This window comes from Entomohabitans teleogrylli, from assembly GCF_001484765.1.
GTDB classification, from domain to species: Bacteria; Pseudomonadota; Gammaproteobacteria; order Enterobacterales; family Enterobacteriaceae; genus Entomohabitans; species Entomohabitans teleogrylli.
The window spans coordinates 245,082-270,219 of record NZ_LLXO01000012.1 but is presented as its reverse complement, the minus strand read 5'-3'; the positions used below and the strand labels follow the sequence as shown (position 1 = coordinate 270,219).

The 25,138-nt window shown below is 57.5% G+C and carries 21 protein-coding genes and 1 pseudogene; 11 read left to right on the top strand and 11 right to left on the bottom strand.

Going from position 1 to position 25,138, the window contains the following annotated elements; all coding sequences use genetic code 11:
- Positions 1-41 precede the first annotated feature (41 nt).
- Both miaE and rraB read right to left on the bottom strand, forming a co-directional pair.
- Positions 42-800 carry a tRNA isopentenyl-2-thiomethyl-A-37 hydroxylase MiaE gene (gene miaE, locus AQ981_RS15315; protein ID WP_058912606.1) on the bottom strand — a complete coding sequence of 253 codons (759 nt, stop codon included), beginning with the start codon at positions 798-800 and terminating at the stop codon, positions 42-44.
- A gap of 47 nt (positions 801-847) precedes the next feature.
- A complete protein-coding gene (gene rraB, locus AQ981_RS15310; protein ID WP_058912605.1) occupies positions 848-1,264 on the bottom strand; it encodes a ribonuclease E inhibitor RraB in 417 nt (138 codons plus the stop codon).
- A gap of 98 nt (positions 1,265-1,362) precedes the next feature.
- On the opposite strand from rraB, the pseudogene argL reads away from it, so the two are divergent.
- Positions 1,363-1,419, top strand: a pseudogene (gene argL / locus AQ981_RS28550) (putative translational regulatory protein ArgL); the annotation flags it as partial.
- Positions 1,420-1,426: 7 nt separating this feature from the next.
- Positions 1,427-2,434 (top strand): ornithine carbamoyltransferase, encoded by a 1,008-nt coding sequence (argF, locus tag AQ981_RS15305; protein WP_058912604.1) that lies wholly within the window; start codon positions 1,427-1,429, stop codon positions 2,432-2,434.
- Positions 2,435-2,501: 67 nt separating this feature from the next.
- On the opposite strand, the gene AQ981_RS15300 is transcribed toward argF, so the two are convergent.
- On the bottom strand, positions 2,502-2,954 hold the full coding sequence (locus tag AQ981_RS15300) for a NanQ anomerase/TabA/YiaL family protein (protein ID WP_058912603.1): 453 nt from the start codon (positions 2,952-2,954) through the stop codon (positions 2,502-2,504).
- A gap of 449 nt (positions 2,955-3,403) precedes the next feature.
- Here AQ981_RS15300 and pyrB point away from each other — a divergent pair, with 449 nt between their 5' ends.
- The 3 genes from pyrB (at position 3,404) to ridA (ending at position 5,280) form a co-directional block, all read left to right on the top strand.
- Positions 3,404-4,339 (top strand): aspartate carbamoyltransferase, encoded by a 936-nt coding sequence (pyrB, locus tag AQ981_RS15295; RefSeq protein ID WP_058912602.1) that lies wholly within the window; start codon positions 3,404-3,406, stop codon positions 4,337-4,339.
- A 13-nt stretch (positions 4,340-4,352) separates the two neighbouring features.
- Positions 4,353-4,814, top strand: coding sequence for an aspartate carbamoyltransferase regulatory subunit (gene pyrI / locus AQ981_RS15290; RefSeq protein ID WP_058912601.1), 462 nt, complete (start codon positions 4,353-4,355; stop codon positions 4,812-4,814).
- 79 nt (positions 4,815-4,893) lie between these two features.
- Positions 4,894-5,280, top strand: coding sequence for a 2-iminobutanoate/2-iminopropanoate deaminase (gene ridA, locus AQ981_RS15285; protein WP_058912600.1), 387 nt, complete (start codon positions 4,894-4,896; stop codon positions 5,278-5,280).
- Positions 5,281-5,329: 49 nt separating this feature from the next.
- On the opposite strand, the gene AQ981_RS15280 is transcribed toward ridA, so the two are convergent.
- The 5 genes from AQ981_RS15280 to AQ981_RS15260 are packed head-to-tail and all read right to left on the bottom strand — an operon-like array spanning position 5,330 to position 13,248.
- A complete protein-coding gene (locus AQ981_RS15280) occupies positions 5,330-7,834 on the bottom strand; it encodes an energy transducer TonB family protein (protein ID WP_058912599.1) in 2,505 nt (834 codons plus the stop codon).
- A gap of 43 nt (positions 7,835-7,877) precedes the next feature.
- On the bottom strand, positions 7,878-10,430 hold the full coding sequence (locus AQ981_RS15275) for an energy transducer TonB (RefSeq protein WP_058912598.1): 2,553 nt from the start codon (positions 10,428-10,430) through the stop codon (positions 7,878-7,880).
- Positions 10,427-11,830 (bottom strand): hypothetical protein, encoded by a 1,404-nt coding sequence (locus tag AQ981_RS15270; protein ID WP_058912597.1) that lies wholly within the window; start codon positions 11,828-11,830, stop codon positions 10,427-10,429. Before AQ981_RS15270 ends, AQ981_RS15275 begins: the two co-directional genes overlap by 4 nt.
- Positions 11,830-12,561, bottom strand: a complete 732-nt coding sequence (locus tag AQ981_RS15265; protein WP_058912596.1) for a PP2C family serine/threonine-protein phosphatase — start codon at positions 12,559-12,561, stop codon at positions 11,830-11,832. The genes AQ981_RS15270 and AQ981_RS15265 overlap by 1 nt, the downstream gene beginning before the upstream one ends.
- A 6-nt stretch (positions 12,562-12,567) precedes the next feature.
- A complete protein-coding gene (locus AQ981_RS15260) occupies positions 12,568-13,248 on the bottom strand; it encodes a vWA domain-containing protein (RefSeq protein ID WP_058912595.1) in 681 nt (226 codons plus the stop codon).
- A 553-nt stretch (positions 13,249-13,801) separates the two neighbouring features.
- Here AQ981_RS15260 and treR point away from each other — a divergent pair.
- The 6 genes from treR to AQ981_RS15230 all read left to right on the top strand — a co-directional run bounded on the left by treR (position 13,802) and on the right by AQ981_RS15230 (position 22,491).
- Complete coding sequence (gene treR / locus AQ981_RS15255; protein WP_058912594.1) at positions 13,802-14,749, top strand: trehalose operon repressor TreR; 948 nt, start codon at positions 13,802-13,804, stop codon at positions 14,747-14,749.
- Between the two features lie 222 nt (positions 14,750-14,971).
- Positions 14,972-16,390: a PTS trehalose transporter subunit IIBC gene (gene treB / locus AQ981_RS15250; protein ID WP_058912593.1), complete on the top strand. Its 1,419-nt coding sequence runs from the start codon at positions 14,972-14,974 to the stop codon at positions 16,388-16,390.
- A 58-nt stretch (positions 16,391-16,448) separates the two neighbouring features.
- Entirely contained in the window at positions 16,449-18,104 is a 1,656-nt protein-coding gene (gene treC, locus AQ981_RS15245; protein WP_058912592.1) for an alpha,alpha-phosphotrehalase, read from the top strand.
- Between the two features lie 408 nt (positions 18,105-18,512).
- Positions 18,513-20,657, top strand: coding sequence for an anaerobic ribonucleoside-triphosphate reductase (gene nrdD, locus AQ981_RS15240; RefSeq protein ID WP_058912591.1), 2,145 nt, complete (start codon positions 18,513-18,515; stop codon positions 20,655-20,657).
- Positions 20,658-20,866: 209 nt separating this feature from the next.
- Positions 20,867-21,331 carry an anaerobic ribonucleoside-triphosphate reductase-activating protein gene (gene nrdG / locus AQ981_RS15235; protein WP_058912636.1) on the top strand — a complete coding sequence of 155 codons (465 nt, stop codon included), beginning with the start codon at positions 20,867-20,869 and terminating at the stop codon, positions 21,329-21,331.
- A gap of 53 nt (positions 21,332-21,384) precedes the next feature.
- A complete protein-coding gene (locus AQ981_RS15230; RefSeq protein WP_058912590.1) occupies positions 21,385-22,491 on the top strand; it encodes a 4Fe-4S binding protein in 1,107 nt (368 codons plus the stop codon).
- A 76-nt stretch (positions 22,492-22,567) separates the two neighbouring features.
- Here the strand turns inward: AQ981_RS15230 and AQ981_RS15225 are convergent, their stop codons facing one another.
- The 3 genes from AQ981_RS15225 to AQ981_RS15215 form a co-directional block, all read right to left on the bottom strand.
- A complete protein-coding gene (locus AQ981_RS15225; protein WP_058912589.1) occupies positions 22,568-22,765 on the bottom strand; it encodes a type II toxin-antitoxin system RelB/DinJ family antitoxin in 198 nt (65 codons plus the stop codon).
- Between the two features lie 71 nt (positions 22,766-22,836).
- Positions 22,837-23,091 (bottom strand): type II toxin-antitoxin system RelE/ParE family toxin, encoded by a 255-nt coding sequence (locus tag AQ981_RS15220; RefSeq protein ID WP_249226320.1) that lies wholly within the window; start codon positions 23,089-23,091, stop codon positions 22,837-22,839.
- 116 nt (positions 23,092-23,207) lie between these two features.
- Positions 23,208-25,121: a BglG family transcription antiterminator gene (locus AQ981_RS15215; protein WP_058912588.1), complete on the bottom strand. Its 1,914-nt coding sequence runs from the start codon at positions 25,119-25,121 to the stop codon at positions 23,208-23,210.
- Positions 25,122-25,138 lie beyond the last annotated feature (17 nt).

Below are 25,138 nucleotides of genomic sequence, written 5' to 3'. Positions count from 1 at the left end.
ATAATTCAGGCTCTCTGCTAAGCATAGAGCGCTTTCAGGTATTATTGCGGCATACCGCTGTGGAAACGAAACTCACGGTCCGGCGCACTGATCAGCGCCGCCTCCACTTCGCCAAAGTGGCGTACCCGGGAGGCGATATCGTCGGGCGACGCCCGTTGTGCCAGCGTCAGATAGTCCTGATAGTGGCGGGCTTCGGAGCGCAACAGCGACAGATAAAAGGCCTGCAGCGGTTCATCCAGATACGGCGCCAGCGCCGCAAAGCGCTCGCAGGAGCGGGCCTCGATATAAGCGCCGCAGATCAGTTTGTCCACCAGAGTGGCCGGTTCCCAGGTTCGTACTTCGCTGAGTAACCCTCTGGCATAGCGGCTGGCGGTGATTTTGCGGTACGGAATATTGCGCGCCGTCATCACTTCCCGCACCTGCCAGAAGTGATGCAGCTCTTCTTTAATCAACAACACCATACTGTCGATAAGCTGCTGGCCCCACGGATCGTCGGTTTTCGGCATCACGCTTTTGCTGATACGCTTATGCACCGCGGCGAAATCCGGCTCCGGGCCATCGCGAAAGGTAAAGGATTCATACGGCTGCAGCCAGCCCAGCAGCGTATCCGAGCCGGTTTTGTCGGCAACGTATTTACGAATCAGCAGCATTGCCGTCTGGGCCGCTTTCAGCTCGCAAATCATATGGTCAGTGAGCAGCAGCGCCAGGTTTTCCGGCTGCCGGGCTTTATCCAGCCAGGACTGAGGGGTTACGCAGTGCAGGAATTGATAAACCGGAGCGAGTAATTGTTGGTAATCCATGAGCCAGTCCTTGCGGTACGGCGGTGCTGGCCGCCGTACCGGGTCAATCAGTGACGCACACCGTCGTCGTCGTCATCCAGATAGTCTTCTTCGTCGCCCTGCTCGCCGTCCGGATCTTCAAAATAGGTGCCCCAGCCGTCATACTCGACATCAAATTTTTCCGCCAGATCCATCAGTTGCTCAACCTGAGCGTCGATTTGCTCGGCATTCAGCGCACTCTCGCTCAGGGCGTCGCAGCAGATGACTACCTCGCCTTCATCAAGATCCAGCTCTTCCGGGTCGGTTACTTCATAGCCCAGACGGAAAGCCTCGACCGCCATTTTTTCCAGCGATTCGAAATCATCGGCGGAGAAATGGTGTTCGATGGTATACAGCGCGTCCGGATCGCTGCCATCTTCCAGTAATTCCTCAATAATCAGGCGCGTCTCTTCGCGCTGTTCTTCCAGTCGTTCCGCGTTTGCCATGGCTCGTTCCTCAGTGTGTCGGCAGATAGCATTATTGTCACATACCGCGAGAATTGCCTCTACCCTTCGCAGGAAAGATTTGTGCGACAGGGTTGCAAATGAATATTCATACATATAAATTGAATTTTAATTCAATCAGCGGCATGCGCCATGGGGGTACATATGAGCCACTTCTATCACCAACACTTTCTCAGGCTACTCGATTTCACGCCGGCGCAAATCGCCGAACTGCTGACACTGGCCGCCACGCTGAAAAGCGCCAAAAAACAGGGCAACGAAATCCCGCTGTTGACCGGTAAAAACATTGCGCTCATCTTCGAAAAAGACTCAACCCGTACACGATGCTCTTTCGAAGTTGCCGCTTATGACCAGGGCGCCCGGGTCACTTACCTCGGGCCGAGCGGGAGTCAGATTGGCCATAAAGAATCGATTAAAGATACCGCCCGGGTACTGGGCCGGATATATGACGGTATTCAGTACCGCGGCCACGGCCAGCAGGTGGTGGAAACCCTGGCGCAGTATGCCGGAGTGCCGGTATGGAACGGCCTGACCAATGAGTTTCACCCGACCCAGTTACTGGCGGATCTGCTCACCATGCAGGAACATCTGCCCGGCAAAGCGCTTAACGAGATGACCCTGGTCTATGCCGGCGATGCACGCAACAATATGGGGAATTCCGTGCTGGAAGCCGCGGCGCTGACCGGGCTGGATTTGCGGCTGGTGGCGCCGCGCGCCTGCTGGCCGGAAGAGGCCCTGGTTGCGGAATGCCAGGCGCTGGCGGCGCAGACCGGCGGCAAAATTACCCTGACGGAAGACATTGCCGAAGGGGTCAACGGCGCCGACTTTATCTATACCGATGTCTGGGTTTCGATGGGAGAAGCGAAAGAGAAATGGGCCGAGCGTATCGCCCTGCTGCGCCCTTATCAGGTCAATGCGGCCATGATGGCGCTGACCGGTAATCCGCAGGTGAAGTTCCTGCACTGTCTGCCAGCCTTCCACGACGATCAAACCACGCTTGGCCAGCAGATGGCGCAACAGTACGGCCTGCACGGCGGTATGGAAGTGACCGACGAGGTTTTCGAATCGCCGGCCAGCATCGTCTTCGATCAGGCGGAGAACCGGATGCATACCATTAAGGCGGTGATGGTGGCGACCCTCGCGCGGCAATAACCATCCACCAGCCAGAAATAAAAGGCCAGCGCACCATGCCCTGGCCTTCGTCAAATTATGCGTGGCGTTATGCCATCTCGATTTTCACCACTACTTTGCGCACCACGGCTGGCGTCCCGACCGCACACAGCGGCTTATGTACTTCGCCGGGCCAGAAAATCACAAAATCCCCTTCATCCAGCACCACGGTTTTCTCCTGCTCCCCCGCCGCCAGGAAAGCAATGTCTTTATCCGCCAGCCAGTCGGTCTCCGCTTTACCGGGCGGCAGGCAACTGAAGGTCATGCCTTCCTGTCCGGCCAGTACTATCTGAATATCCAGGTAACGCCGGTGATACTCGGCCCGGCGTTCCGCCAGCGGCGCCGTGGTATCTTCCGACACCATATAAAATATCCGGTTGCCGTCAATGTCATATTTGCCGACCGGCGTCTGCGGCGAGACGTGCTGCTTCACGTGCTCAATCGCGTTGCGCAAGGTCTCCGCCAGCCACGGCTGCAGCGCATGAATATTGCCAATGATCATCTCTTTTCCCTTAATAAAACAACGTTTCAAAACAGCTGTTATACGCCGCCGTCATCTACCATACCAGTGCTATTTAACCAAAACCTGTCGTGGCGCATATTTCACCCTTGTTCCCCCTGTGCGCCTGCGCTAACCGGCCATCACAGCGCAAATCCTCGCGGCATAAAAAATGGCTGATTGTGACTGACTATGCAAAGCAACCGATTACCCTGGCAAAAATGTGGATTAGTGGGCTTGATATGCGATTTCAGGCGCGTATAATGCCCGACAATTTGCCGGGAGGAAGCATGGTTCTGTGTGTTGAACAATTCATCACCCCTCGCCGCCTGAATGCAGGCGCGGCGGCGCCGTTCTTCTTCCCGTTGCTATACCGTATTTCACAAGCCCCTCGTTGAGGGGCTTTTTTTTGCCCAGCGATCGCCCGGTGTGATGCGATAAAGGAGATACCCATGGCCAATCCGCTCTATCAGAAACACATAATTTCCATCAACGATCTCAACCGCGATGAGCTTGAACTGGTACTGGAGACGGCCGCAAAACTGAAAGCCAATCCGCAGCCGGAGCTGCTCAGGCACAAGGTGATCGCCAGTTGCTTCTTTGAAGCCTCCACCCGCACCCGGCTGTCGTTTGAGACCTCAATTCATCGCCTGGGCGCGTCGGTGGTCGGTTTTTCCGACAGCAGCAACACGTCGCTGGGCAAAAAAGGCGAAACCCTCGCCGATACCATTTCGGTGATCAGCACCTATGTGGACGCGATTGTCATGCGCCACCCTCAGGAAGGCGCCGCGCGGCTGGCCACGGAGTTTTCCGGCGGTATTCCGGTGGTCAACGCCGGTGATGGCTCCAACCAGCACCCGACTCAAACGCTGCTCGACCTGTTTACTATTCAGGAAACTCAGGGGCGGCTGGAAAACGTCAATATCGCCATGGTGGGGGATCTGAAATATGGCCGCACCGTACACTCCCTGACCCAGGCGCTGGCCAAATTCAACGGTAACCGCTTCTTCTTCATCGCCCCGGATGCGCTGGCCATGCCGCAGTACATTCTCGATATGCTCACTGAAAAAGGCATTGCCTGGAGCCTGCACAGCACTATCGAAGAGGTGGTGCCGCAACTGGATATTCTGTACATGACCCGGGTGCAGAAAGAGCGCCTCGACCCGTCCGAATACGCCAACGTCAAGGCGCAGTTCATTCTGCGCGCCGCCGATCTCGAAGGGGCGCGCCCGGACATGAAAGTCCTGCATCCGCTGCCGCGAATCGATGAGATCACCATTGATGTGGATAAAACGCCGCACGCCTGGTATTTCCAGCAGGCAGGCAACGGTATTTTTGCCCGTCAGGCGCTGCTGGCCCTGGTTCTGAACCGCGATTTAGCTCTGTAAGGGAGACTCTGACATGACACACGATAACAAATTACAGGTTGAAGCCATTAAATGCGGAACGGTCATCGACCATATCCCGGCTCAGGTCGGCTTTAAGCTGCTGTCGCTGTTCGCCCTGACGCAAACCGACCAGCGCATTACCATCGGTCTGAACCTACCTTCCGGCGAGATGGGGCGCAAGGACTTGATCAAAATTGAGAACACCTTCCTCACCGATGAGCAGGTCAATCAACTGGCGCTGTACGCCCCCCACGCCACCGTCAACCGCATCGATAATTACGATGTGGTCGGTAAAAGCCGCCCCAGCCTGCCGGAGCGCATTGAAAAAGTGCTGATCTGCCCGAACAGCAACTGCATCAGCCGCGCCGAGCCGGTGGACTCCTGCTTTGCCGTGAAGAGCAATGCCGGAAACATTACGCTGAAATGCAAATATTGTGAGAAAGAGTTTGCGCATCAGGTTGTGCTGGCCGGATGATGTCTGGTAAATAGGTTATTCCACCCGGATCGTGGGTGGATAACTTAATCTATCGTGGTCAACGATTTCAGGAGAACACATGTCCGGCATCATCAGTACGGAAAAGGCCCCGGCGGCTATTGGTCCTTACGTTCAGGGCGTCGACCTTGGCAATATGATTATCACCTCCGGCCAGATCCCGGTGGACCCGCAAACCGGTAGCGTCGCGGAAGACGTAGCGGCCCAGGCGCGCCAGTCGCTGGAAAATGTCAGAGCGATTGTTGAAGCGGCCGGCCTGAAAGTGGGCGATATCGTCAAAACGACCGTTTTCGTTAAAGACCTGAATGATTTCGCCACGGTGAACGCGGCCTATGAGGCCTTCTTCACCGAGCACAGCGCCCCCTTCCCGGCGCGTTCGTGCGTGGAAGTGGCCCGTCTGCCGAAAGACGTGAAAATCGAGATCGAAGCTATCGCGGTTCGCCGCTGATCCTGTCGGGCCGCAGAACCGCTGCGGCCCTGTTCCTGACTCACCCACCTCATTCCCGCCAGTAAAATACCACCGGTATTTCAACGCGCCAGGGGGCTTCCCGCGGCGTAAAACGCCAGCGGTAAGCGCTGACCAGCGCCGCAGCATCCCAGTCAGGTACGCCGCTACTGCTCCGGACCATCACCATCACCGGGCGCCCATCTTTGCCGACATCAATGGCCAGTTTGACGATTTCACGATCATTGCCGATCAGACGATCGGGGATCACCTGCGGAAACGCCGGCAGCGGCGCGTCGCTCAGGCCGAACATTTGTTGCCGCTCGACATCAACCCTGCCGCGCCCATCTGCTGGAATATCGGGCGCTGGCGGATGGGGGTAGTCGCTTTCCCTGGCCGACAGCGGCGACAACGGCTGACGGGCCAGCGCCTGTCGCTTACCATGCTCCTGGACGGCCAGCAGCGACTCAGGCGGTAGTGCCGGCACGTTTTTCTGCCCATCAACGAGGAATTCAGGATAATCAGTAATGGTCCGGGCCAGTATGATTCGCCAGCGTAACAGGTCCATCAACATCAGAGGCTGGATGCGTTGCCATATCACCGTCGCGCTGCCTTGCGGCGGATGCTGACGCATCAGCGATATCCCATGAATCAGCGCGCCGACGGTCACTTCCGGATCGTCGTTCAGCCAACTGGCTCCCCATCCCAGCCATGCTTCGCTGTCCTGCGGGTTTCGCGATATCGCGACAGAAAATGCCGGGCGCACAGCGTTGAAGAGCGTATCGTAGTTGCCTGGCTTCCAGCGCGTAAGCTGCTGCTGAGCGCTGAGGGTCGACAGCCATCCCTGATCCGGATAGCGGGCGCTATAACGCGCCAGCCCCTGCATCAGCAGCATGTGTCGGCGCGCCGGATCTTTTTCCCGGGCGGCCTGGGTTTCATACGCCCGCCACTCCTGTCGAACCCGCGGATCGTCCGGTTTTCCCGCCGCCTGCCGACGATGTAATTCCTGTACAACCGCCACCGACTGGTAATATCCGGCGGTATCATGACGCGCCGCCTGGCGCGCCAGGCGCAGCATCCAGTGCTGGATATCGCTCAGGCGTACCGTTTGCGGCAGGCTGATATATGTCACCGGCAAAAGGTAACGCCGCGCCTGTTCGCTCACCGGAAAGGTATGCCAGCCGGCATGGTAAAGCGCCATATCATCAAACGCCTGTACCCCACTGCTCTGCTCAATGGTGACAACCTGGGGCTCTCCTCCGGCAGAGGCATCAATCGACACTAGCGCTGTCGCCTGCGTCGGCGGTGGGCTTTCCAGCATCGGCCAGCGAATCTGCGCACCGCTGCCCGGCCAGTCGGCAAATGCGATACCGGGATACGGTGAATCAGCCCCCGCCAGCGGAATAAACCGCCCATTGCGTACCAGATCAGTGCTGTTTTTTAACGGTGTCCGGAATAAAGGCGCATTGGCTTTCACCACCGTTTCCGTAGGTAATACTCTATTGTTCAGGCGATCAATCTGAACGCTTGCTCTGGCCATCAGGGTGTACAAGGCGTGAAATAGCGCCGGGTTATCTGAGTTCACCCGATAGATAAACCCCCGCAGTTCACTGGAAAGATCATCAATGCTCTTCGTTTCAATATGCTTTTTATGAGCGACCATAAACGCCCGAATCACCTGCTGCGCCGGGTTAACGTGTCGCTCTTTTTCCTGCGCCGTCAGTTTCCGCTCAAAGGCCAGGGTCCGGGCGATACCCCAGCCCAGCCACGCGCCGGCATTCTGCGGCTCGCGCTGGGCCGCAACGGCAAAGTCATCCGCCAGCGACATCTGATGCCAGGTTTTCGCGGGAGCGGTCATCAGGTTCAGCGCGGCAGAGGTCAACAGCAGATCGCCGCGATCCGCCAGCGGTTTTACCGCATCGGCCAGTTGCCGGGCGAGCTGCGCATCCAGATATTTGAAATTGACGCGTTGATGAAGCTCTTCCGCGATACGGACGTCTCTTTTGAGATAACCCGGAATAAAACCACGGCGGAAGTTTTGGTTTACCTTCACCAGCGTATCGTAATGTTCAAATCCCGTGACATGCCCCTGAGAAGGCGCAGAATACGGCAGACTGAGAATGTCAGAGAAGAGCGATTCACTGAGTGCGATGTAGTTGTTCAGCCAACTGTCGGTGCGCCGTTTTTCTGCCAGCAGATGCTGAATCCGCTGTTCAGAAGGCACCGAAATCACGCTGATCGCCACCAAGGAAAGGAGTACCACCAGCGCGGACGCCAGGTACACGACATTGCGGGTAGCCGCCACATACAATAATGCGCCAGTAAACAAGAGCCCGGTCAGCCACATCCCGGACAAAAAATGGCGCGCCTGATAGCTCATCACCTCCGGCCACATCAGGTTCGGTATCGCCAGCATTAACTCCCACAATCTGACGCACGGCCCGGGGAGCAGCAAACCGAAAACCACTGCCAGTACGGCATACATAAAAGCCGGCGGATAAACACAGCCCCAGAAAAATAAGCCGATTGTAATGACAGAGATCCAGAACACACTCATGCGCGTCTTATCTCCATCGGTCTGGCAGGACCTAACGGCAAGCTCATTGTGCCGCCCTGACTGGCCAGCGGAAACTAACCGGGACGTCGACTGGCCGCTCACTGGCCTGGGGGGTGAAGCGCCAGCGCCAGGCCTGGGCCTGCGCGACCTCATCGTATTCGCGCACGCCGCTGCTGCGCGCCACCATCACCAGGTATGGCGCGCCGTGGCGATCCACATCAATGCGCAACGTCACCGTTTTACTGCCGCTGCCGACAATATCCGGCATTGTTCTCGGGAATACCGGTAAATGAGGGGTGGTAATACCGGCCTGCTGCCAGTCCACGACCACCTGACCCCGGGCATCCGGCCAGTAATAGGCCGCCTGACGAGGCTGCTGGCTGGGTAATAGCGGTAACGGCTGCGACAGCGCGGGCTGAGACTTCCCGGGTTCCCCGGTCCCCAGGATCTCCGGAAAATCATGGCGTAATCGCGCCAGGAGGACTGGACCACGCGGCTTTGCATGCAATAAGCGATCTCTGATGCCGACCTCTGTTACCGCCAGCACTCCCGGCCCCTTATCACCCTTTGCCATTTGCAGATGTCGGGCATACACCAGCGCGCCGACGGCCAGCTCCGGATCGCTATCGATCCATTCCACTCCCCGTTCCATCCAGTGCCGCGGATTATCGCAATCCAGAACCAGCGCCCGCCAATCGTCTTCACGAGCCTGGCGCAAAGCCTCGGGATCGTTTTTCCCGCGCCACAGATCCTTATATAGCTCAGCCCGAATCTGATACAGCCTGGCCTGCCCTGGATAACGAGTGAACAACGGTTCCAGGGTTTTCAGCGATATTTGCGCACGTTCCACATCAGACGAGATGGACGTTGCCCCCAACGATAACGCCAGCCGCTGCTTTTCCCACTGCCAAAGCTCGCTGCTGAACGCTGATTGCTGATTGTTGCCGCGCGTCGCACGGCTTGCCAGCAACCTTAATACATTCCCCAGCGCCCTGGCCCCGGCGAGGTCGCGCCGCGCCGCCCGCCGCGCCAGTCGCTCAGCCCAGAGCTTACTGTCGTTAAACCCGCTATCGGCACCAGGACTCCCGGGCAGGCTGATAAACAACGCCGGCAGCAGATAACGCTGCCCCTGCGATCGCGTCGGGTAGCGGTGACCCCAGGCGCTTTCCAGCGCCTGGCGCTCAAAGGCCACGACGCCGCTACTATGCTCAATCGCCGCGGCGACAGGATCGCCGGAGGCAGATACGTCCACAGACACCAGCACCGAATGCCACTGCCGCGCCGACGTTTCCGGAGCGCTATAAGGCCAGGGAATCGTCGTCAGGGGCTGCTCCCGACCCGGCCATTCCGCCAGGCCAATCCCCTGATCATCCCGGGAATATTTGCGATATTTAGTGGCTGCGGATTCCGCGGCGTTAACCACCGGGTTCAGTAGCAATACCCTGTTTGCCTGCGCCACTACCTCTGGCCGCGAAAGCCGGTTTTCCAGGCGATCGAGCTGTACTCGTGCCCGCGCCCGCAAAATGGCGAAATTTTCTCGTGGTACGCGCGGTAGTTGCTCAATAAACTGCTGCAACCGCAACTGGAGCGGCGATGAGGGGGTATCGGGCCACTTTTCGGCAATCATCAGCGCCTGGATAATCTGCCGGATAGGGTCATCAATCTTGCTGGTATTTAACTGCTGTTGCACCGATAACGTGCTCGCCAGCGCCCATCCCAGCCAGGCCGCGTGATTTTCCGGATTAAGCTGCGCCGCCCGGGCGAAACCGTCAACCAATGTCCCCGCGCGCCATTGCTCCGGATCGGCGCTGATTAATGCGAATAGCGCCGCGGCAAAGCGCACATCGCCGCGATCCGCCATCCAGACCGCCGCATCCTGTAACGCCCTGGCCGCCTGCGCTTCGGCGCGCGGATCAACCACTGGCGCATTACGCAACGCCTGGCGCCATATCTGCTCCGTGTTTTCCACATCAGCAGCGATAGCGTGAGGCACAAACGCAGCGTGAAACTCACGGCTTAGTTTCAGCAACTGGTAATAATCCCCGAACCAGAAAAAAACCTGAAAGGATTCCCGCAAAGCAGGAGGCGGCGAGGAAGAAAACAGCGGCGGAAAACGCGACGACGAGACCAGCGAGGAAAAAAGCGCCGCGCTGTCCGCGCGATACTTCTTCCACTCCGGGGAGGCTGCAAACTGGTTTTGCGCCAGCCGGCGACGGGATTCCTGTTCGGAAATCGGCATATTGAGCGACGAAAGAAACGCCATCGCCACCAGAGATAATCCGGCCGCTGCCCCGTATGCGGGTCGCCGGGCGGCCGCCGCGACATAGCCCAGCGCCGCACAAAACAGCAGCCCGCTCAGCCACAATCCGGAGAAAAAATTCCGCTGTTGAAAATTCAGCGCCGACGGCCAGAGCATACCTGTCGCCAGCATCAACCCCTTCCAGATACCGATAACGCTCGCAGGCATTACTAACGCCACAATCGCCAGACCGACCGTCAGCGCGACTCTCAGGTGAGGAGCCTTAATGTAGATCCAGCCTAACGGCAGCAAAATCACGGAAAACGACAGGACGATCGGCAGCGTATTGTCCGTCACGGTACGCTCCGCACAATCGCCCTTAGCGTTCGGTATAACACCGCGATGCCAGCCGCCGCTATCACCACAAACTGCATACCTTCCCGCCAGGAATTTCCCATTACGCTTTTCACTTGCCACTCTTCAGGCTGTGCGCACAGCCAGCCAATCGCAAGGGGAACCAGCAGTGCCAGCAGCGTATGCCAGACCACTGTCGGCACCCGCTGTTTCAGCGTTAGCCACCATGGCGGAGACACCGGCTGCGGCGTAGCGGCCCGGGGCTGTGGCCTTGTGGGACGAGGAGGCGCTACCGTCGGGCCAGCGGATCGCCGCGGGCCGGAACGCGCCGCGGCAGGTACGCTGGCGGTATTTTTCTGCGCCTGAAGCGCTTTTTTATGTTGCCGCTCTCGCTCGCAAAGTGCACAACCCTGGCCGGCGAAATGCTGGTGTTTTGCGTCGCGCTGGCAGGCGACGATTTTGCGCGTATTACGCAGGGCGTAAGGGCGCAGCGTCTGTACCCACTGAGCCGCGGAAGGCCGCAGATGCGCATGGCGGCCAAAAGCCAGATCAAACATGCGCCGCACATCGGCGGGGAGTTGGCTATGCCCGCTGGCGGGCGCCGGTTTAATCAACTGGCTGGCGGTCTGCCCATAGGCATAAGCGCCAGCGCCGATACGCCCGGGAATATGGGTAGGTAGTTGCCCGCTGAGTGGCCGACCGCTGTAGGGATGGAGGCCAAAGTTCAGCAACTGGAAAATGATCACCGCCAGCGCGAAACGATCCTGTTGCTCCTCCTGGCTGCCCGGCACGCTGCCGGACTGCTGAAATTCCGGGGCCAGATACTCCGGCGTGAATTGCCCGGCCGGGAAACGCTCTCCCTGCCCCTGAATGCTGAATCCGTCACAGTCCAGCAGCGCTACATACAGGCTCTCCCGGTAAAAACGCAGGTTGACGGGCTTCATATCAATAATATAGTGGCGCCGGGTATGGATTGCCGCCACCAGCGACGCCAGATTCATCGCCAGACTGACCTTTACGCCCAGACTATCCGCAATACCGGCGCTCTGCGCCTGCCCCGGCTGCAGAATATACTCCAGCTCAATACTGCGCTTAACGTCCAGTTCCGGCATGATAAAGCCGATGAACTCGCCGCGTTCGTTGTGCAGCGTGTCCGTCGGCCAGGCCAGTTGCATCACCTGGGTCTGATCATCCAGCGTCACCGGCGCGATATCCGGCGCCAGCGCCAGCATCGCCCTGACCTTACGCTGACAGCTGGCTTTGTCCTGACCCGGATGGTAAATCTTCGCCACGGCGCCCGGATAGCTGGCGAGATGGTATACGCTGCCAGCGCCGCCGCTTTTAATCAGCTCCCCGGCGACCACCGCCTGGCCGCGGGAATCATAAAAACAGAGCGCGGCCATTACAGTGCCCCACGCAGAGCAATCAGCAGCGTTTTATCATCGCCGGTAATCGCCTGCGTACGCGGATCGTCCAGTGTCGCCCGCAGCGCCGCGCTGCCCTCCTGAACCGACTGGCGGCGCAGGTAATCAATAACCGGCGTCATAAACGGCGCAAACAAACCTTCACCACCTTTATCCAGGGCAAAGGGCTGGACCCCGTCGGTCATCATCACCAGTTGTTGCACCGGAAAAGCGACCCGCTGAATACGCAGATGTTCCCGCCAGCTCTCAGAGGTTAAAAACCAGGTCTGATTGGCATATTCGCCGTTCTCGGCAGCAGAAAATACCCGTTCATCTTCCCTTGCCCCCTGCATCAGCGCGCTGCCATCGCCCAGGTGCATGATCCACCCCTGGCTGGCGTCTACCCAGACGACCAGCAGCGTACAGGCGTATTCTTCCACGTCATGACCGTACTCCGCGGCCAGCAGACTGAGATCGAGACGAACCTGTTCAATTTCGCCGCGCAGTGCCTGTTCTGTCAGCGTCCGATCCCCCATTAACAGCAGACGCGCGACAATTTGCCGGGTCACAAATGTCGCGCCATCATGGCTGAAACGAGCGGAGCCGGCGCCATCGCATACGGCGGCGATCATGCGTTCGCCATCAGACACCGCATAAAACGCATCCTGACAGGGCAGTTGATGTTGCTGATGGGACCAGCCCACCGCCGAGGCACCATAAATTCGCCACATAGCACGTTATACCGGCGCGCTGGACCAGTTATCGGTAGGCGGCAATTGCGCCTGCCCGCCGGGTACTGATTGCGAAACCACCTGCATACTGGCGCTCAGCCAAAGGAAAAGTTCGCGGAACTGCAGCCCCTGCAGACGCTTCACGCCCTGAATACCGTGCTGTGAAAAATGTCCCATCACATCCGCGGAGGCACCCTCCCCGACGCAGATCGGGAATACGGCAACTTTATGAGCCGCTTGCGAAGCCCGACAATATTCCGCCGCCCCTTCCCAGAGATCGGTCGGCACGCCATCGGACATCAGGAATAGCCATGGACGTGTATAGGCCACACCCGCCTGCTTCAGGCGCTGTTTTTCCGCTTCAATTTCATTGAGCGCCAGTTCTACCGCTTTGCCGGTAGGCGTCAGGCCATTGGCCTCAAGGCGTGGCGCGTTAAACGCCATCGCATCGCACCAGTCCCCCAGAATACGGCATTCATCATGGCCGCCATACTGAATGACCAGCAGACGTACCCGTTTAGCGGCAATAACATCGGTTTTCAGCGCATTTTCCAGCAACGCCAGCCCCTGATTAAGCTGCTCTATCGGCTCCCCGGACATACTTCCCGAGCAATCCAGAACCAGAATTAGCGGTGTACGCTGTTCATTATTATTAATAAATGAAACGTCAGGAATGATTCCGTTCATGAATATAATCCTTAGTTATCCATAAAAAAGGGCAGGCTACAGTAAGCAACCTCGATTTAAAATATAACCTACTTTATTTTGGAGATAGATAACTTCACACATCAGACCTGGCGCCGATCCGCAAGTATAAGAAAAAGCCGCAGCCGGAGCTGCGGAAAAAGGGGCAATTGAAAAAGGAATTATCAATGAAAGAATCGTTAATTGAAATGGAAAAAGGTACCGCTATGAACAGTAGCACTCTTTGCGAAAAAGATCCTGAATAGTTGAAGAAATATTTAATAATTCCGAAAGTTTCCAGTTAATAATATTAAATATCAATAATAGATAATTTCAAATAATATATATCAATATTATTAACCAGCAATATCCGCGTATTTTCACCGTCTCCGCCCGGAGCAATAATGAAGGGCACTATCGCGCCCCCACGCCATCACCCTACGCCCTGCATAATCCGCCGACATACAAATCCAGAGAAAGCAGCGCTTTACCCAACCCTGACGGGTGAGTAGCATAACCTCACTGGGTGCGTAGCGGCGATCATAAGGCAGAGACCATGCAAAACAGACTGACCATCAAAGATATCGCACGCCTGAGCGGGGTGGGCAAATCCACGGTCTCACGCGTTCTGAACAATGAAAGCGGCGTCAGCGCCCGCACCCGGGAACGGGTGGAGGCGGTAATGCAACAACAGGGATTTTCCCCTTCCCGATCCGCCCGGGCGATGCGCGGCCAGAGCGATAAAGTGGTCGCCATTATCGTCACTCGCCTGGACTCTTTGTCGGAAAACCTGGCGGTACAGACCATCCTGCCGAGCCTTTATGAACAAGGCTATGACCCTATCATGATGGAGAGTCAGTTCTCCCCGCAACTGGTGGACGAGCACCTCGGAATGCTGAGCCGGCGCAATATCGATGGCGTTATCCTGTTCGGTTTTACCGGCATCAGCGAAAAAATGCTCCAGCCCTGGCAGTCCACGCTGGTGCTGATCGCCCGGGATGCCAAAGGCTATGCCTCCGTGTGTTACGACGATGAAGGGGCTATCGCCATCCTGATGCAAACGCTTTACGACCAGGGGCACCGCCATATCAGCTTTCTCGGCGTACCGCACAGCGATACCACCACCGGTTTACGCCGCCACCAGTCCTACCTCGCCTGGTGTAAAAAACTGCGCCTTACCCCGGTCGACGCCCTGCCCGGCCTCGCCATGAAGCAGGGCTATGAGCAGGTCGCCGGCGTCCTGACCCCGCAGACCAGCGCGCTGATCTGCGCCACGGATACCCTGGCGCTGGGGGCCAGCAAATACCTCCAGGAACAGCAGCGTGGCGACGTGCAACTGGCCAGTGTCGGCAATACGCCGCTGATGAAATTTCTCCATCCGGAGATTATCGCCGTCGATCCCGGTTACGCGCAGGCCGGGCTGGAAGCGGCTTCCCAACTGATCGCCCAGATCTCTCAGCACGCTGAATTACGCCAGATAGTGGTCCCTGCCACCCTGAGCTAATCGCCGCCGCGACACAAATTTTGTGATCGCGCGCCAGGATAGGGAACGTTCCCATTCCAGTAAAATCCGTTCACCGCTACCCTGTTTTCAGGCTTTCACCTGACACACTTTCTCTGCACAGCACCCTTCCGGCGGCGTCTGGTTTACGGGACAGGCGCCAGCAAAGGGGAGCGGTATCCCCCGGCCAGAGCGATCGCGTGCGGACACCCACAGGGTCTTATCATGAGCAAAGTACAACAACAGGACATCGACAGGCTGATCGAACTGGTCGGCGGCCGCGACAATATCGCTACTGTCAGCCACTGTATTACCCGGCTGCGTTTCGTACTGAACAACCCGGCCAGCGCCAGACCTAAAGAGATCGAAGCGCTGCCGATGGTCAAAGGCTGCTTCACCAACGCCGGCCAGTTCCAGGTGGTGATCGGTACGGAAGTAGGCGATTACTACCAGGCGCTGTTGCGCAGTACCGGCCGGAGCGCGGCGGATAAAGAGCAGGCCAAACTGGCGGCGCGCCAGAATATGAAGTGGCACGAACGCGCCATCTCCCATTTTGCGGAGATCTTCTTCCCGCTGCTGCCGGCGCTGATCAGCGGCGGTCTGATCCTCGGCTTCCGCAACGTTATTGGCGATGTGCCAATGAGCAACGGCCAGACGCTGGCGCAAATGTATCCCGCACTACAGTCTATCTACGATTTTCTCTGGCTGATCGGCGAGGCGATTTTCTTCTATCTGCCGGTGGGGATCTGCTGGTCGGCAGTACGGAAGATGGGCGGCACGCCGATCCTCGGTATTGTGCTGGGGGTCACTCTGGTGTCGCCCCAGTTAATGAACGCCTATCTGCTCGGTTCCCAGGCACCGGAAGTGTGGAATTTCGGTCTGTTCACCATCGCCAAAGTCGGCTATCAGGCGCAGGTCATCCCCGCCCTGCTGGCGGGCCTGGCGCTGGGTATGATTGAAACGCGCCTCAAGCGTCTGGTCCCCGATTACCTCTACCTGGTAGTGGTGCCGGTCTGCTCTCTGCTGCTGGCGGTGTTCCTCGCTCACGCGCTGATCGGCCCGTTCGGCCGCATGATCGGCGACGGCGTCGCTTTCGCCGTACGTCATCTGATGACCGGCAGTTTTGCCCCGATAGGCGCGGCATTATTCGGTTTCCTGTATGCGCCGCTGGTGATTACCGGCGTCCACCAGACCACGCTGGCTATCGATATGCAGATGATCCAGAGCATGGGCGGTACGCCAGTATGGCCGCTGATCGCGCTGTCGAACATCGCCCAGGCCTCTGCGGTGGTGGGGATTATTATCTGTAGCCGCAAGCACAACGAGCGCGAAATCTCCGTTCCCGCCGCCATCTCCGCTTATCTCGGGGTCACTGAGCCGGCGATGTACGGTATTAACCTCAAGTATCGCTTCCCGATGCTGTGCGCCATGATTGGCTCCGGCCTTGCCGGCCTGCTGTGCGGCCTGAACGGCGTACTGGCGAACGGCATCGGCGTCGGCGGCCTGCCGGGGATCCTCTCAATCCAGCCGCGTTACTGGACCCTTTGCGCGCTGGCGATGCTGGTCGCGGTGGTTGTGCCGCTGGTACTGACCAGCGCCATGTACCGGCGTAAATTCCGCCAGGGCGTACTGGAAGTTGCCTGATGACGCTCTCCCGGGCGCGGGGATCCGCGCCTCTTCCGTTTTATTGCAGGACTGCACCATGAAGACAACTCTGCCCTGGTGGCAAAACGGCGTTATTTATCAGATCTATCCGAAGAGTTTTCAGGACACCACCGGCAGCGGCACCGGCGACCTGGCGGGGGTGACTCAGCGCCTCGACTACCTGAAAACCCTCGGGGTGGATGCTATCTGGCTGACGCCATTTTATCTCTCGCCGCAGGTGGATAATGGCTACGACGTAGCCGATTACACCGCCATCGACCCGGCCTATGGCACCCTTGACGACTTCGATACCCTGGTCGCGCAGGCCCACCGGCGCGATATCCGCATTATCCTGGACATGGTGTTTAACCACACCTCCACCCGCCATGACTGGTTCCGCCAGGCGCAGGATAAAGCCAGCCCGTACCGCTCATTTTATATCTGGCGTGACGGCACGCCGGACAAGTTACCCAATAACTGGCGTTCCAAATTTGGCGGCAACGCCTGGCGCTGGCATGCGGAAAGCGGTCAGTACTATCTGCATCTGTTTGCGCCGGAACAGGCAGATCTCAACTGGGAAAACCCGGCGCTGCGCGATGAGCTGAAAAAAGTCTGCGAATTCTGGGCCGATCGGGGGGTCGACGGACTGCGCCTCGACGTTATTAACCTGGTCTCCAAAGACCGGGATTTTCAGGACGATAACAACGGCGGCGATGGCCGGCGCTTTTATACCGACGGCCCGTGTATTCATGAATACCTGCAGGAGTTCAGCCGTGACGTCTTTACTCCGCGCGGCCTGATGACGGTCGGGGAAATGTCTTCCACCACGCTGGAACACTGCCGGCGCTACGGCGCGCTGGACGGCAGCGAGCTGTCGATGACCTTTAATTTCCACCATCTGAAAGTAGACTACCCCGGCGGCGAGAAATGGACCCTGGCGGCGCCGGATTACGTGGCGCTAAAAGCGCTGTTTCGCCACTGGCAGCAGGGCATGCACGGTGCGGCGTGGAACGCATTATTCTGGTGTAACCACGATCAGCCGCGCATCGCCTCACGCTTTGGCGACGAAGGGGCGCTGCGGGTGCCGGCCGCGAAAATGCTGGCCATGGTGCTGCACGGCATGCAGGGTACGCCGTATATCTACCAGGGTGAAGAACTGGGGATGACCAACCCGCATTTCTCCGCCATTAGCGACTATCGGGACGTCGAGAGCCACAATATGTTCGCCGAACTGCGCGCCGCTGGCCGCGACAGCGACGAACTACTGGCGATCCTCGCCAGTAAGTCGCGGGATAATGGCCGCACTCCGATGCAGTGGGACGACAGCGACAACGCGGGTTTTACCCGCGGCACGCCATGGATCGGACTGTGCGATAACTATCCCGCCATTAACGCCCGCGCCACCCTAGACGACGAAGATTCGGTGTTCTTCACCTATCAACGTTTGATCCAACTGCGCAAGATGCTGCCGGTACTCACCTTCGGGGATTACCAGGACCTGCTGCCGGCTCACCCTTTCCTGTGGTGTTATCAGCGCAACTGGCAGGATCAAACCCTGACGGTGGTCGCCAACCTGAGCAAAGAGACGCTGCCGCTGGAGCAGATTACCGCCCGCGGCCAGGTCATGATGCACAACTACCCTGACGCGCCGACGCCGGGCAGTGACATCACACTGCGCCCCTATGAAGCAGTCTGGTGGCTGCAAAGCGCGTAACGCCTGCGGCACAAGCTGCACAATAGCGGACTGGTCGGAGCGCCAATGCTCCGGCTACCTCAGGGTATCCATAGAAAAAACGCGGTTTTTGTACAATACATTTAAGAGATATTTCTGTTTCCCCGTAGCGCCCGCCAGAGCAGGACCACAGGATTTACTTTGTTCTGCATCAAGAAACTCGCAAACATCTTTGATGAAAATCACTATATATAGACTTTAAAATGCATTCCGGCCCAATATGTTGTATTTTCCGTCTACAATAGCATCAACCCACCAATAATAACGTGGGGATTTGCTGTGGATAAAAAGGGCCGGACCCGGGAAAGACGCTGATGCGCAAGCGAAACAGCGCCCCCGGAAATATCCAGACCTCTGTGGATAACCTTTTTTACTCAATATGGAGAGATCATGACACCGCATGTGATGAAACGAGATGGGTGCAAAGTACCTTTCAATTCAGAGCGCATCAAAGAAGCGATTCTTCGTGCGGCTAAAGCAGCGGGAGTCGATGACGCAGATTATTGCGCCACCGTCGCAGATGTCGTCCGGACCCAGATGGAAAACCGTAGTCAGGTGGACATCCATGAGATCCAGACGGCAGTAGAAAACCAGCTGATGGCCGGTAATTACAAACAGCTGGCGCGCGCTTATATTGAATATCGCCATGACCGGGATATCGCCCGGGAAAAGCGCGGCCGCCTGAACCAGGAAATTCGCGGTCTGGTGGAGCAGACCAATTCCGCGCTGCTCAACGAAAACGCCAACAAAGACAGTAAAGTGATCCCCACCCAGCGCGATCTGCTGGCGGGCATCGTGGCCAAACACTATGCCAGGCAGCACCTGCTGCCCCGCGATGTAGTGCTGGCTCACGAGCGCGGTGAAATTCACTACCACGATCTGGACTATTCGCCCTTCTTCCCGATGTTCAACTGCATGCTGATTGATCTGAAAGGCATGCTGACCCACGGCTTTAAGATGGGCAACGCGGAAATCGAACCGCCGAAATCCATCTCTACCGCCACGGCGGTGACGGCGCAAATCATTGCCCAGGTCGCCAGCCATATTTATGGCGGCACCACTATCAACCGTATTGACGAAGTGCTGGCGCCGTTCGTGACCGCCAGCTTTAAAAAACACCAGCAGATTGCCGAAGAGTGGCAGGTCCCGGACGCCGAAGGCTATGCCCGAGCGCGCACCGAAAAAGAGTGTTATGACGCCTTCCAGTCGCTGGAATATGAAGTTAACACCCTGCACACCGCCAACGGCCAGACGCCGTTCGTCACCTTTGGTTTCGGCCTCGGCACCAGTTGGGAGTCGCGTCTGATCCAGACTTCGATTCTGCGCAACCGCATCGCCGGGCTGGGTAAAAACCACAAAACCGCCGTGTTCCCGAAACTGGTGTTCGCTATTCGCGACGGCCTGAACCACAAGTTCGGCGATGCGAACTACGACATCAAGCAACTGGCGCTGGAGTGCGCCAGTAAACGTATGTATCCGGATATCCTTAACTACGATCAGGTGGTGAAGGTGACCGGTTCATTCAAAACGCCGATGGGCTGTCGCAGTTTCCTCGGCGTGTATGAAGAAAATGGCGAGATGATCCACGACGGACGCAACAATCTCGGGGTTATCAGCCTTAACCTGCCGCGTATCGCGCTGGAAGCGGGCAGGAACGAAGAGGCCTTCTGGGCGCTGCTTGACGATCGTCTGAAGCTGGCCAGAAAAGCGCTGATGACGCGTATTGCCCGTCTGGAAGGGGTCAAGGCCCGGGTTGCGCCGATTCTGTATATGGAAGGCGCCTGCGGCGTGCGTCTGAAGGCCGACGACAACATTGCCGATATTTTCAAAAACGGCCGCGCCTCTATTTCGCTGGGCTATATCGGGATCCACGAAACCATCAATGCGCTGTTCGGCGAACAGCACATTTATGACAGCGCGGCGCTGCGCGCCAAAGCGGTGCAGATTGTTGAGCGCCTGCGCCAGGCGGTGGACGCCTGGAAAGCGGAAACCGGCTATGGTTTCAGCCTGTACAGTACGCCGAGCGAAAACCTGTGCGATCGTTTCTGCCGCATTGATACCGCTGATTTCGGCGTGGTGGAAGGGGTGACCGATAAAGGGTATTACACCAACAGTTTCCACCTGGATGTAGAGAAAAAGGTTAACCCCTACGACAAGATCGACTTTGAGGCGCCGTATCCGCCCCTGGCCAGCGGCGGGTTCATCTGTTACGGCGAATACCCGAACATTCAGCATAACCTGCGGGCGCTGGAGGACGTGTGGGATTACAGCTATCAGCACGTGCCGTATTACGGGACCAATACGCCGATCGACGAGTGTTATGAGTGCGGTTATACCGGTGAATTTGAATGTACCAGCAAGGGTTTCACCTGCCCGAAATGTGGTAATCACGACGCCTCACGAGTATCGGTCACTCGCCGGGTGTGTGGTTATCTCGGCAGCCCGGACGCCCGCCCGTTCAACGCCGGCAAGCAGGAAGAGGTGAAGCGGCGCGTGAAGCATCTCGGCAACGGGCAGATGGAAGCGCTGGAATAAAGCTATCGCCGGCCTTTCTGGCGTCACCGTCAGGATGGAGCAGCAACGCAGCAACCTTAAAGAACAGCGGAAAATGCCGCAACGCAATTAACGTCAGAGCAAGGCGGCCAGTGAATAAGTCCCGGGGAGCTTACTGGAGTAAGTGACCCGGGCGAATGAGCGCAGCCAACGCCGCTATGGCGGTAATTGATAAGCAGAATAAGAACAGGATGAACTACCACCAATACTACCCCGTTGACATCGTCAACGGCCCCGGTACCCGCTGCACACTGTTCGTCTCCGGGTGCGTCCATGAATGTCCGGGTTGCTACAACAAGAGCACCTGGCGGCTCAATTCCGGCGTTCCCTTCACCCGGGAGATGGAGGATCGCATTATTGCCGATCTGAACGACAGCCGCATTCACCGCCAGGGATTATCACTGTCCGGCGGCGATCCGTTGCATCCGCAGAACGTGGCGCCGGTGCTGGCGCTGGTCCAGCGGGTACGTGACGAATGTCCTGGCAAGGATATCTGGATCTGGACCGGCTATCGGCTTGGCGAACTGGACGAGCGACAAATGGCGGTGGTGGATCTGATTAACGTGTTGGTGGATGGGAAATTTGTTGAGGATTTAAAAGACCCGGCCCTGATCTGGCGCGGCAGCAGCAACCAGGTGGTACATCACTTACGCTGAGTGACAGCACGTCAGGTTCTTCAGCCACCGGGCCCACAAGGAAACAGCAGGGTATGAGTGAAAGACCGTCAACACGCTGGCAGCGCCGTCCCGGTACTATCGGCGGTAAACGCCCCTGGAACGACTGGCGCAACGCCTTAACCTGGCGCCGGGCGACGCAATGCTTAATGCTGGCCATCAATATCTATATCGGCATCGCGTTCTGGTTCTGGGTGCGCTATTACGAAACCGGCGGCGCCAGCACCTTTGTGTCCCGTCCAGGCGGCATTGAAGGCTGGCTGCCGATAGCCGGACTGATGAACATCAAGTACAGTCTGGAAACCGGGCATCTTCCGCCGGTCCACGCGGCCTCAATGCTGTTGCTGAGCGCCTTTATCCTCACCAGCCTGCTGCTTAAAAAATCGTTCTGTTCCTGGCTATGCCCCATCGGCACACTCTCAGAACTGGTGGGAAATCTGGGTAAAAAGCTTTTTGGCTGCCACTTAACGCTGCCGCGCTGGCTGGATATCCCATTGCGCGGCCTGAAATATCTGCTGCTGAGCTTTTTCCTGTATATTTCTCTGTCCATGTCAGCCCGCGGCATTCAGTATTTCCTGATGTCTCCCTACGGCCTGATCATCGACGTGAAGATGCTCGATTTTTTCCGCAATATCGGCACCATTACGCTTTCCTGCGTCGTTTTCTTCACCTTTGCCAGCCTGTTTATCCGCAACTTCTGGTGCCGCTATCTGTGCCCGTATGGCGCTCTACTGGGGCTGTTCTCACTGCTCTCGCCGTTTCGCATTCGCCGCAATGCGGACAGTTGTATCGACTGCGGCAAGTGCGCCAAAGCCTGCCCGTCCGCTATCCCGGTCGATCGGTTAATTAAGGTCACCACCGTTGAATGCTCGGCCTGTATGAGCTGCGTGGAATCCTGCCCTGTGGCCTCGACGCTCAACTTTTCCCTGCGCCAGCCGCCGGGCGGCCAGTACCAGGCAGACGCTGGCGTTAAACCGCTGTGGCGGCAAACGGCGGTTTCCGGCGCCGCGATGGCCGCGCTGGTGCTCGGCATACTTTTCGCCGCCGTCGCGTTTGCCATGCTGATCGGGGCGTGGGACAGCCCGGTGCCGGAACAGATCTATTTCCGTCTGATTCCTGAATCGTGGAGGATTGGTCATTAGCCGGTTTAAACGTCCGGCATTAACGTCAGCCCGTCGTGGATGGCTGAGCCGATAAAAAAGCCGGCATTGCGCCGGCTCAGGACTTGCTGGTTTTGTCACTTGCCTGCGGTAGTTTCAGCTCTACCGGAAACGCCTGACGCAGGCTGACCTGGGTGAGGAAGATGCGGATCGCATCCGACATATTCATTCCCAGTTTCTCCAGTACGCGCTCTGCATCCTCTTTAATTGCCGGATCGATGCGCGCCCGCACCACATCTGCTTTGATCACTGCCATGATGGTTCCTTATTATCGTTACCCTGCCAGCCCAATGTGTATCACGCTGTTGTGCCTTTCCCCTCGGGGATTTAGCTCAGATAGTTCATTGAATGCATTTGTTGATGAAGAAGACGGACAATCAGAATATCGCTATCCCGCACACGGTAAAACACCGTATGACGCTGAAATGCTATACACATCATATCGTCAACCGCGGGATAATCTCTGCCGATTTGCGGCATATCGGCGAGTAAAGTAAAAGAGGTATCCAGCGATTCCGTGTCGCGATCGGCCTGAGTTTGACCAACCTGCTGAAAGGTATAGTCATAGTACGATGTTGCCACGCTTTCTGCCAGAACCTGCCAATGGGATCGCAAGATATTGATGTAAAAAAGAAACAACAGACAAGACACCGAACCTCTGAGATACCGCGACGCCGCAGTATCAGAAAGCCTGTCGCTCACAGCTTACTCAAACACTCGATAGCCACCGCTTTGAAGCTGGCGAAATCTTTGCTGTCGCGCAACCGCGCCACCGCCCGCTCGCGCAGGAAAGTGACGAACAGATCGTAAATCGCCATCGCCTCTTCATATTCATTCTTGCTGATAGCCAGCAGGAAGATCACCTGGGCGGTCTCCTCCCCCCAGACAATCCCCTGAGGGGCCAGCACCGTATAGACAATGGTCTTTCTGGCCAGCAATCCCAGGGAGTGCGGCAGCGCAATCCCCTCACCGAGCATGGTGCTGACAATCGCCTCACGCTCGATTACGGAATCGAGGAAATCGGCGCCGACATACCCTTCCTGCTCCAGTTGGAGGCACAGCCGCTCAAACAGCGCTTCGCGGCTTATCGGCTCGTCAAGAATCAGGAAATGGGCATTGTCGAAGAATTTTTCCAGCATCCACGGGCGCGTCCTGTCCACCAGCACCAGCTTACCGATCTGCTCCAGCTGGTATTCGGTAGGAAACGGCGACATCACCACCACCGGGCGATCCTTTTCCGCGATACGCACCGTGGAAATCACAAAATCCTCCTCCGGCGCGGCAAGCTGCTCATAGTCGCGCAGAGAGATAATCCGCGTCACCTCAATCTGCGGATACTTCCGCAGCAGCATGGCCTGAATCATCCGCACCGTCGAATTGCCGGTATCACACACCAGCAGCACCCGGGGATGGCGCTGATAGCCGATATTATAATGACGCTCCAGCCCAACGCCGATATGCAGCACCAGAAAACCGATTTCGTTCTCGCTGATGGTATACGGCGTGTGTTTACCCCAGCTGTTCACCGCCGCCAGCGTCATGTCCCACGCCAGCGGGTAATGCTGCTTGATGTTGCTCAACAGCGGATTGGGAATATTTATCTGGTAGCGCACCCGGGTAATCATGGTTTTGATATGGGTAAGCAGATCGGCGTGCAACTGGTTATCGTTGAGCAGATTGTAGTTATAGTGCGTGTTGATGTAGCGCAGAATGTAGTTCACCAGCGCTTCATCGTCGTCGGCGCTGATGTCGCTGGGCGCCATCTCCTGAATCTGGCGCGCGGCAATATGCACCTGCAGCCACTCCTCTTCTGAGGCGGCCAGCGGCTTGCCGGTCAGGGAACGCAGAACGCCGGCGATCTGATGCGCGATCTCCCGGGCGTTTTCATCCACCACATCGTCTGCGCGGAACTCTCCCAGCGGATAGCCTTCGCTGATACGCCGCACCGCTACCGCGCAATACAGCGTGATAAAACGCTCCCCTTCATCGGTCAGCCGCACCCGCGACCGGCTGAAACACTCCTGGAGCGACCGGGCCAGGGTTTCCTGAATACCAGCGTTAAGCGCTTCGCTGGTAATCAGCGGGTTGTCCGGATCTTCCTGCGCCATCTGCCAGAGCAGTTCGGTCAGGCAGGCGCGAATCGCCATTTCACTGCCGAACAGCTTCATCCCGTAGCGGGGGCGGGTTTCAATGATCAGGTTATAGCGATTGAACCACTCCCGGACCTCCGCCATATCATTCTGTAGCGTCGCCCGGCTGACAAACCACTCTTCCGCCAAATCCTCCAGCTTGATGGAGAATGCCGACGTCAGAAAGCGCACCAGCAAATAGCGCACCCGCTCCGGCCCGGTGCGCGGAATACGCAGCGGCGCCGGCGAGTGGCTCTTCAGAGCCGCATAACGCTGGTCATCGACGATATTGAGTTGATACCCCGCCCCACGATTAAGAATAAACTGGGCACCGTACGGCTGTAACAGGGCGTTGAGTGCTGCAATATCCGCCCTGACCGTCCGGGTCGTCACCGCCAGACGGCGCGCCAGCTCATCCTGGGGCAGGGTTTCGTTTTGCAACATGTCGAACAGCTGTGCCAGCCGCTGGTTGGGGAATCGCACAAGATTTTCCTTTTCTT

What these genes read in the sequence shown, in the direction of transcription:
- miaE (WP_058912606.1), bottom strand. Translation starts at nt 800, where the DNA reads ATGGATTACCAACAATTACTCGCTCCGGTTTATCAATTCCTGCACTGC.
- rraB (WP_058912605.1), bottom strand. Translation starts at nt 1,264, where the DNA reads ATGGCAAACGCGGAACGACTGGAAGAACAGCGCGAAGAGACGCGCCTG.
- argF (WP_058912604.1), top strand. Translation starts at nt 1,427, where the DNA reads ATGAGCCACTTCTATCACCAACACTTTCTCAGGCTACTCGATTTCACG.
- AQ981_RS15300 (WP_058912603.1), bottom strand. Translation starts at nt 2,954, where the DNA reads ATGATCATTGGCAATATTCATGCGCTGCAGCCGTGGCTGGCGGAGACC.
- pyrB (WP_058912602.1), top strand. Translation starts at nt 3,404, where the DNA reads ATGGCCAATCCGCTCTATCAGAAACACATAATTTCCATCAACGATCTC.
- pyrI (WP_058912601.1), top strand. Translation starts at nt 4,353, where the DNA reads ATGACACACGATAACAAATTACAGGTTGAAGCCATTAAATGCGGAACG.
- ridA (WP_058912600.1), top strand. Translation starts at nt 4,894, where the DNA reads ATGTCCGGCATCATCAGTACGGAAAAGGCCCCGGCGGCTATTGGTCCT.
- AQ981_RS15280 (WP_058912599.1), bottom strand. Translation starts at nt 7,834, where the DNA reads ATGAGTGTGTTCTGGATCTCTGTCATTACAATCGGCTTATTTTTCTGG.
- AQ981_RS15270 (WP_058912597.1), bottom strand. Translation starts at nt 11,830, where the DNA reads ATGGCCGCGCTCTGTTTTTATGATTCCCGCGGCCAGGCGGTGGTCGCC.
- AQ981_RS15265 (WP_058912596.1), bottom strand. Translation starts at nt 12,561, where the DNA reads ATGTGGCGAATTTATGGTGCCTCGGCGGTGGGCTGGTCCCATCAGCAA.
- AQ981_RS15260 (WP_058912595.1), bottom strand. Translation starts at nt 13,248, where the DNA reads ATGAACGGAATCATTCCTGACGTTTCATTTATTAATAATAATGAACAG.
- treR (WP_058912594.1), top strand. Translation starts at nt 13,802, where the DNA reads ATGCAAAACAGACTGACCATCAAAGATATCGCACGCCTGAGCGGGGTG.
- treB (WP_058912593.1), top strand. Translation starts at nt 14,972, where the DNA reads ATGAGCAAAGTACAACAACAGGACATCGACAGGCTGATCGAACTGGTC.
- treC (WP_058912592.1), top strand. Translation starts at nt 16,449, where the DNA reads ATGAAGACAACTCTGCCCTGGTGGCAAAACGGCGTTATTTATCAGATC.
- nrdD (WP_058912591.1), top strand. Translation starts at nt 18,513, where the DNA reads ATGACACCGCATGTGATGAAACGAGATGGGTGCAAAGTACCTTTCAAT.
- nrdG (WP_058912636.1), top strand. Translation starts at nt 20,867, where the DNA reads ATGAACTACCACCAATACTACCCCGTTGACATCGTCAACGGCCCCGGT.
- AQ981_RS15230 (WP_058912590.1), top strand. Translation starts at nt 21,385, where the DNA reads ATGAGTGAAAGACCGTCAACACGCTGGCAGCGCCGTCCCGGTACTATC.
- AQ981_RS15225 (WP_058912589.1), bottom strand. Translation starts at nt 22,765, where the DNA reads ATGGCAGTGATCAAAGCAGATGTGGTGCGGGCGCGCATCGATCCGGCA.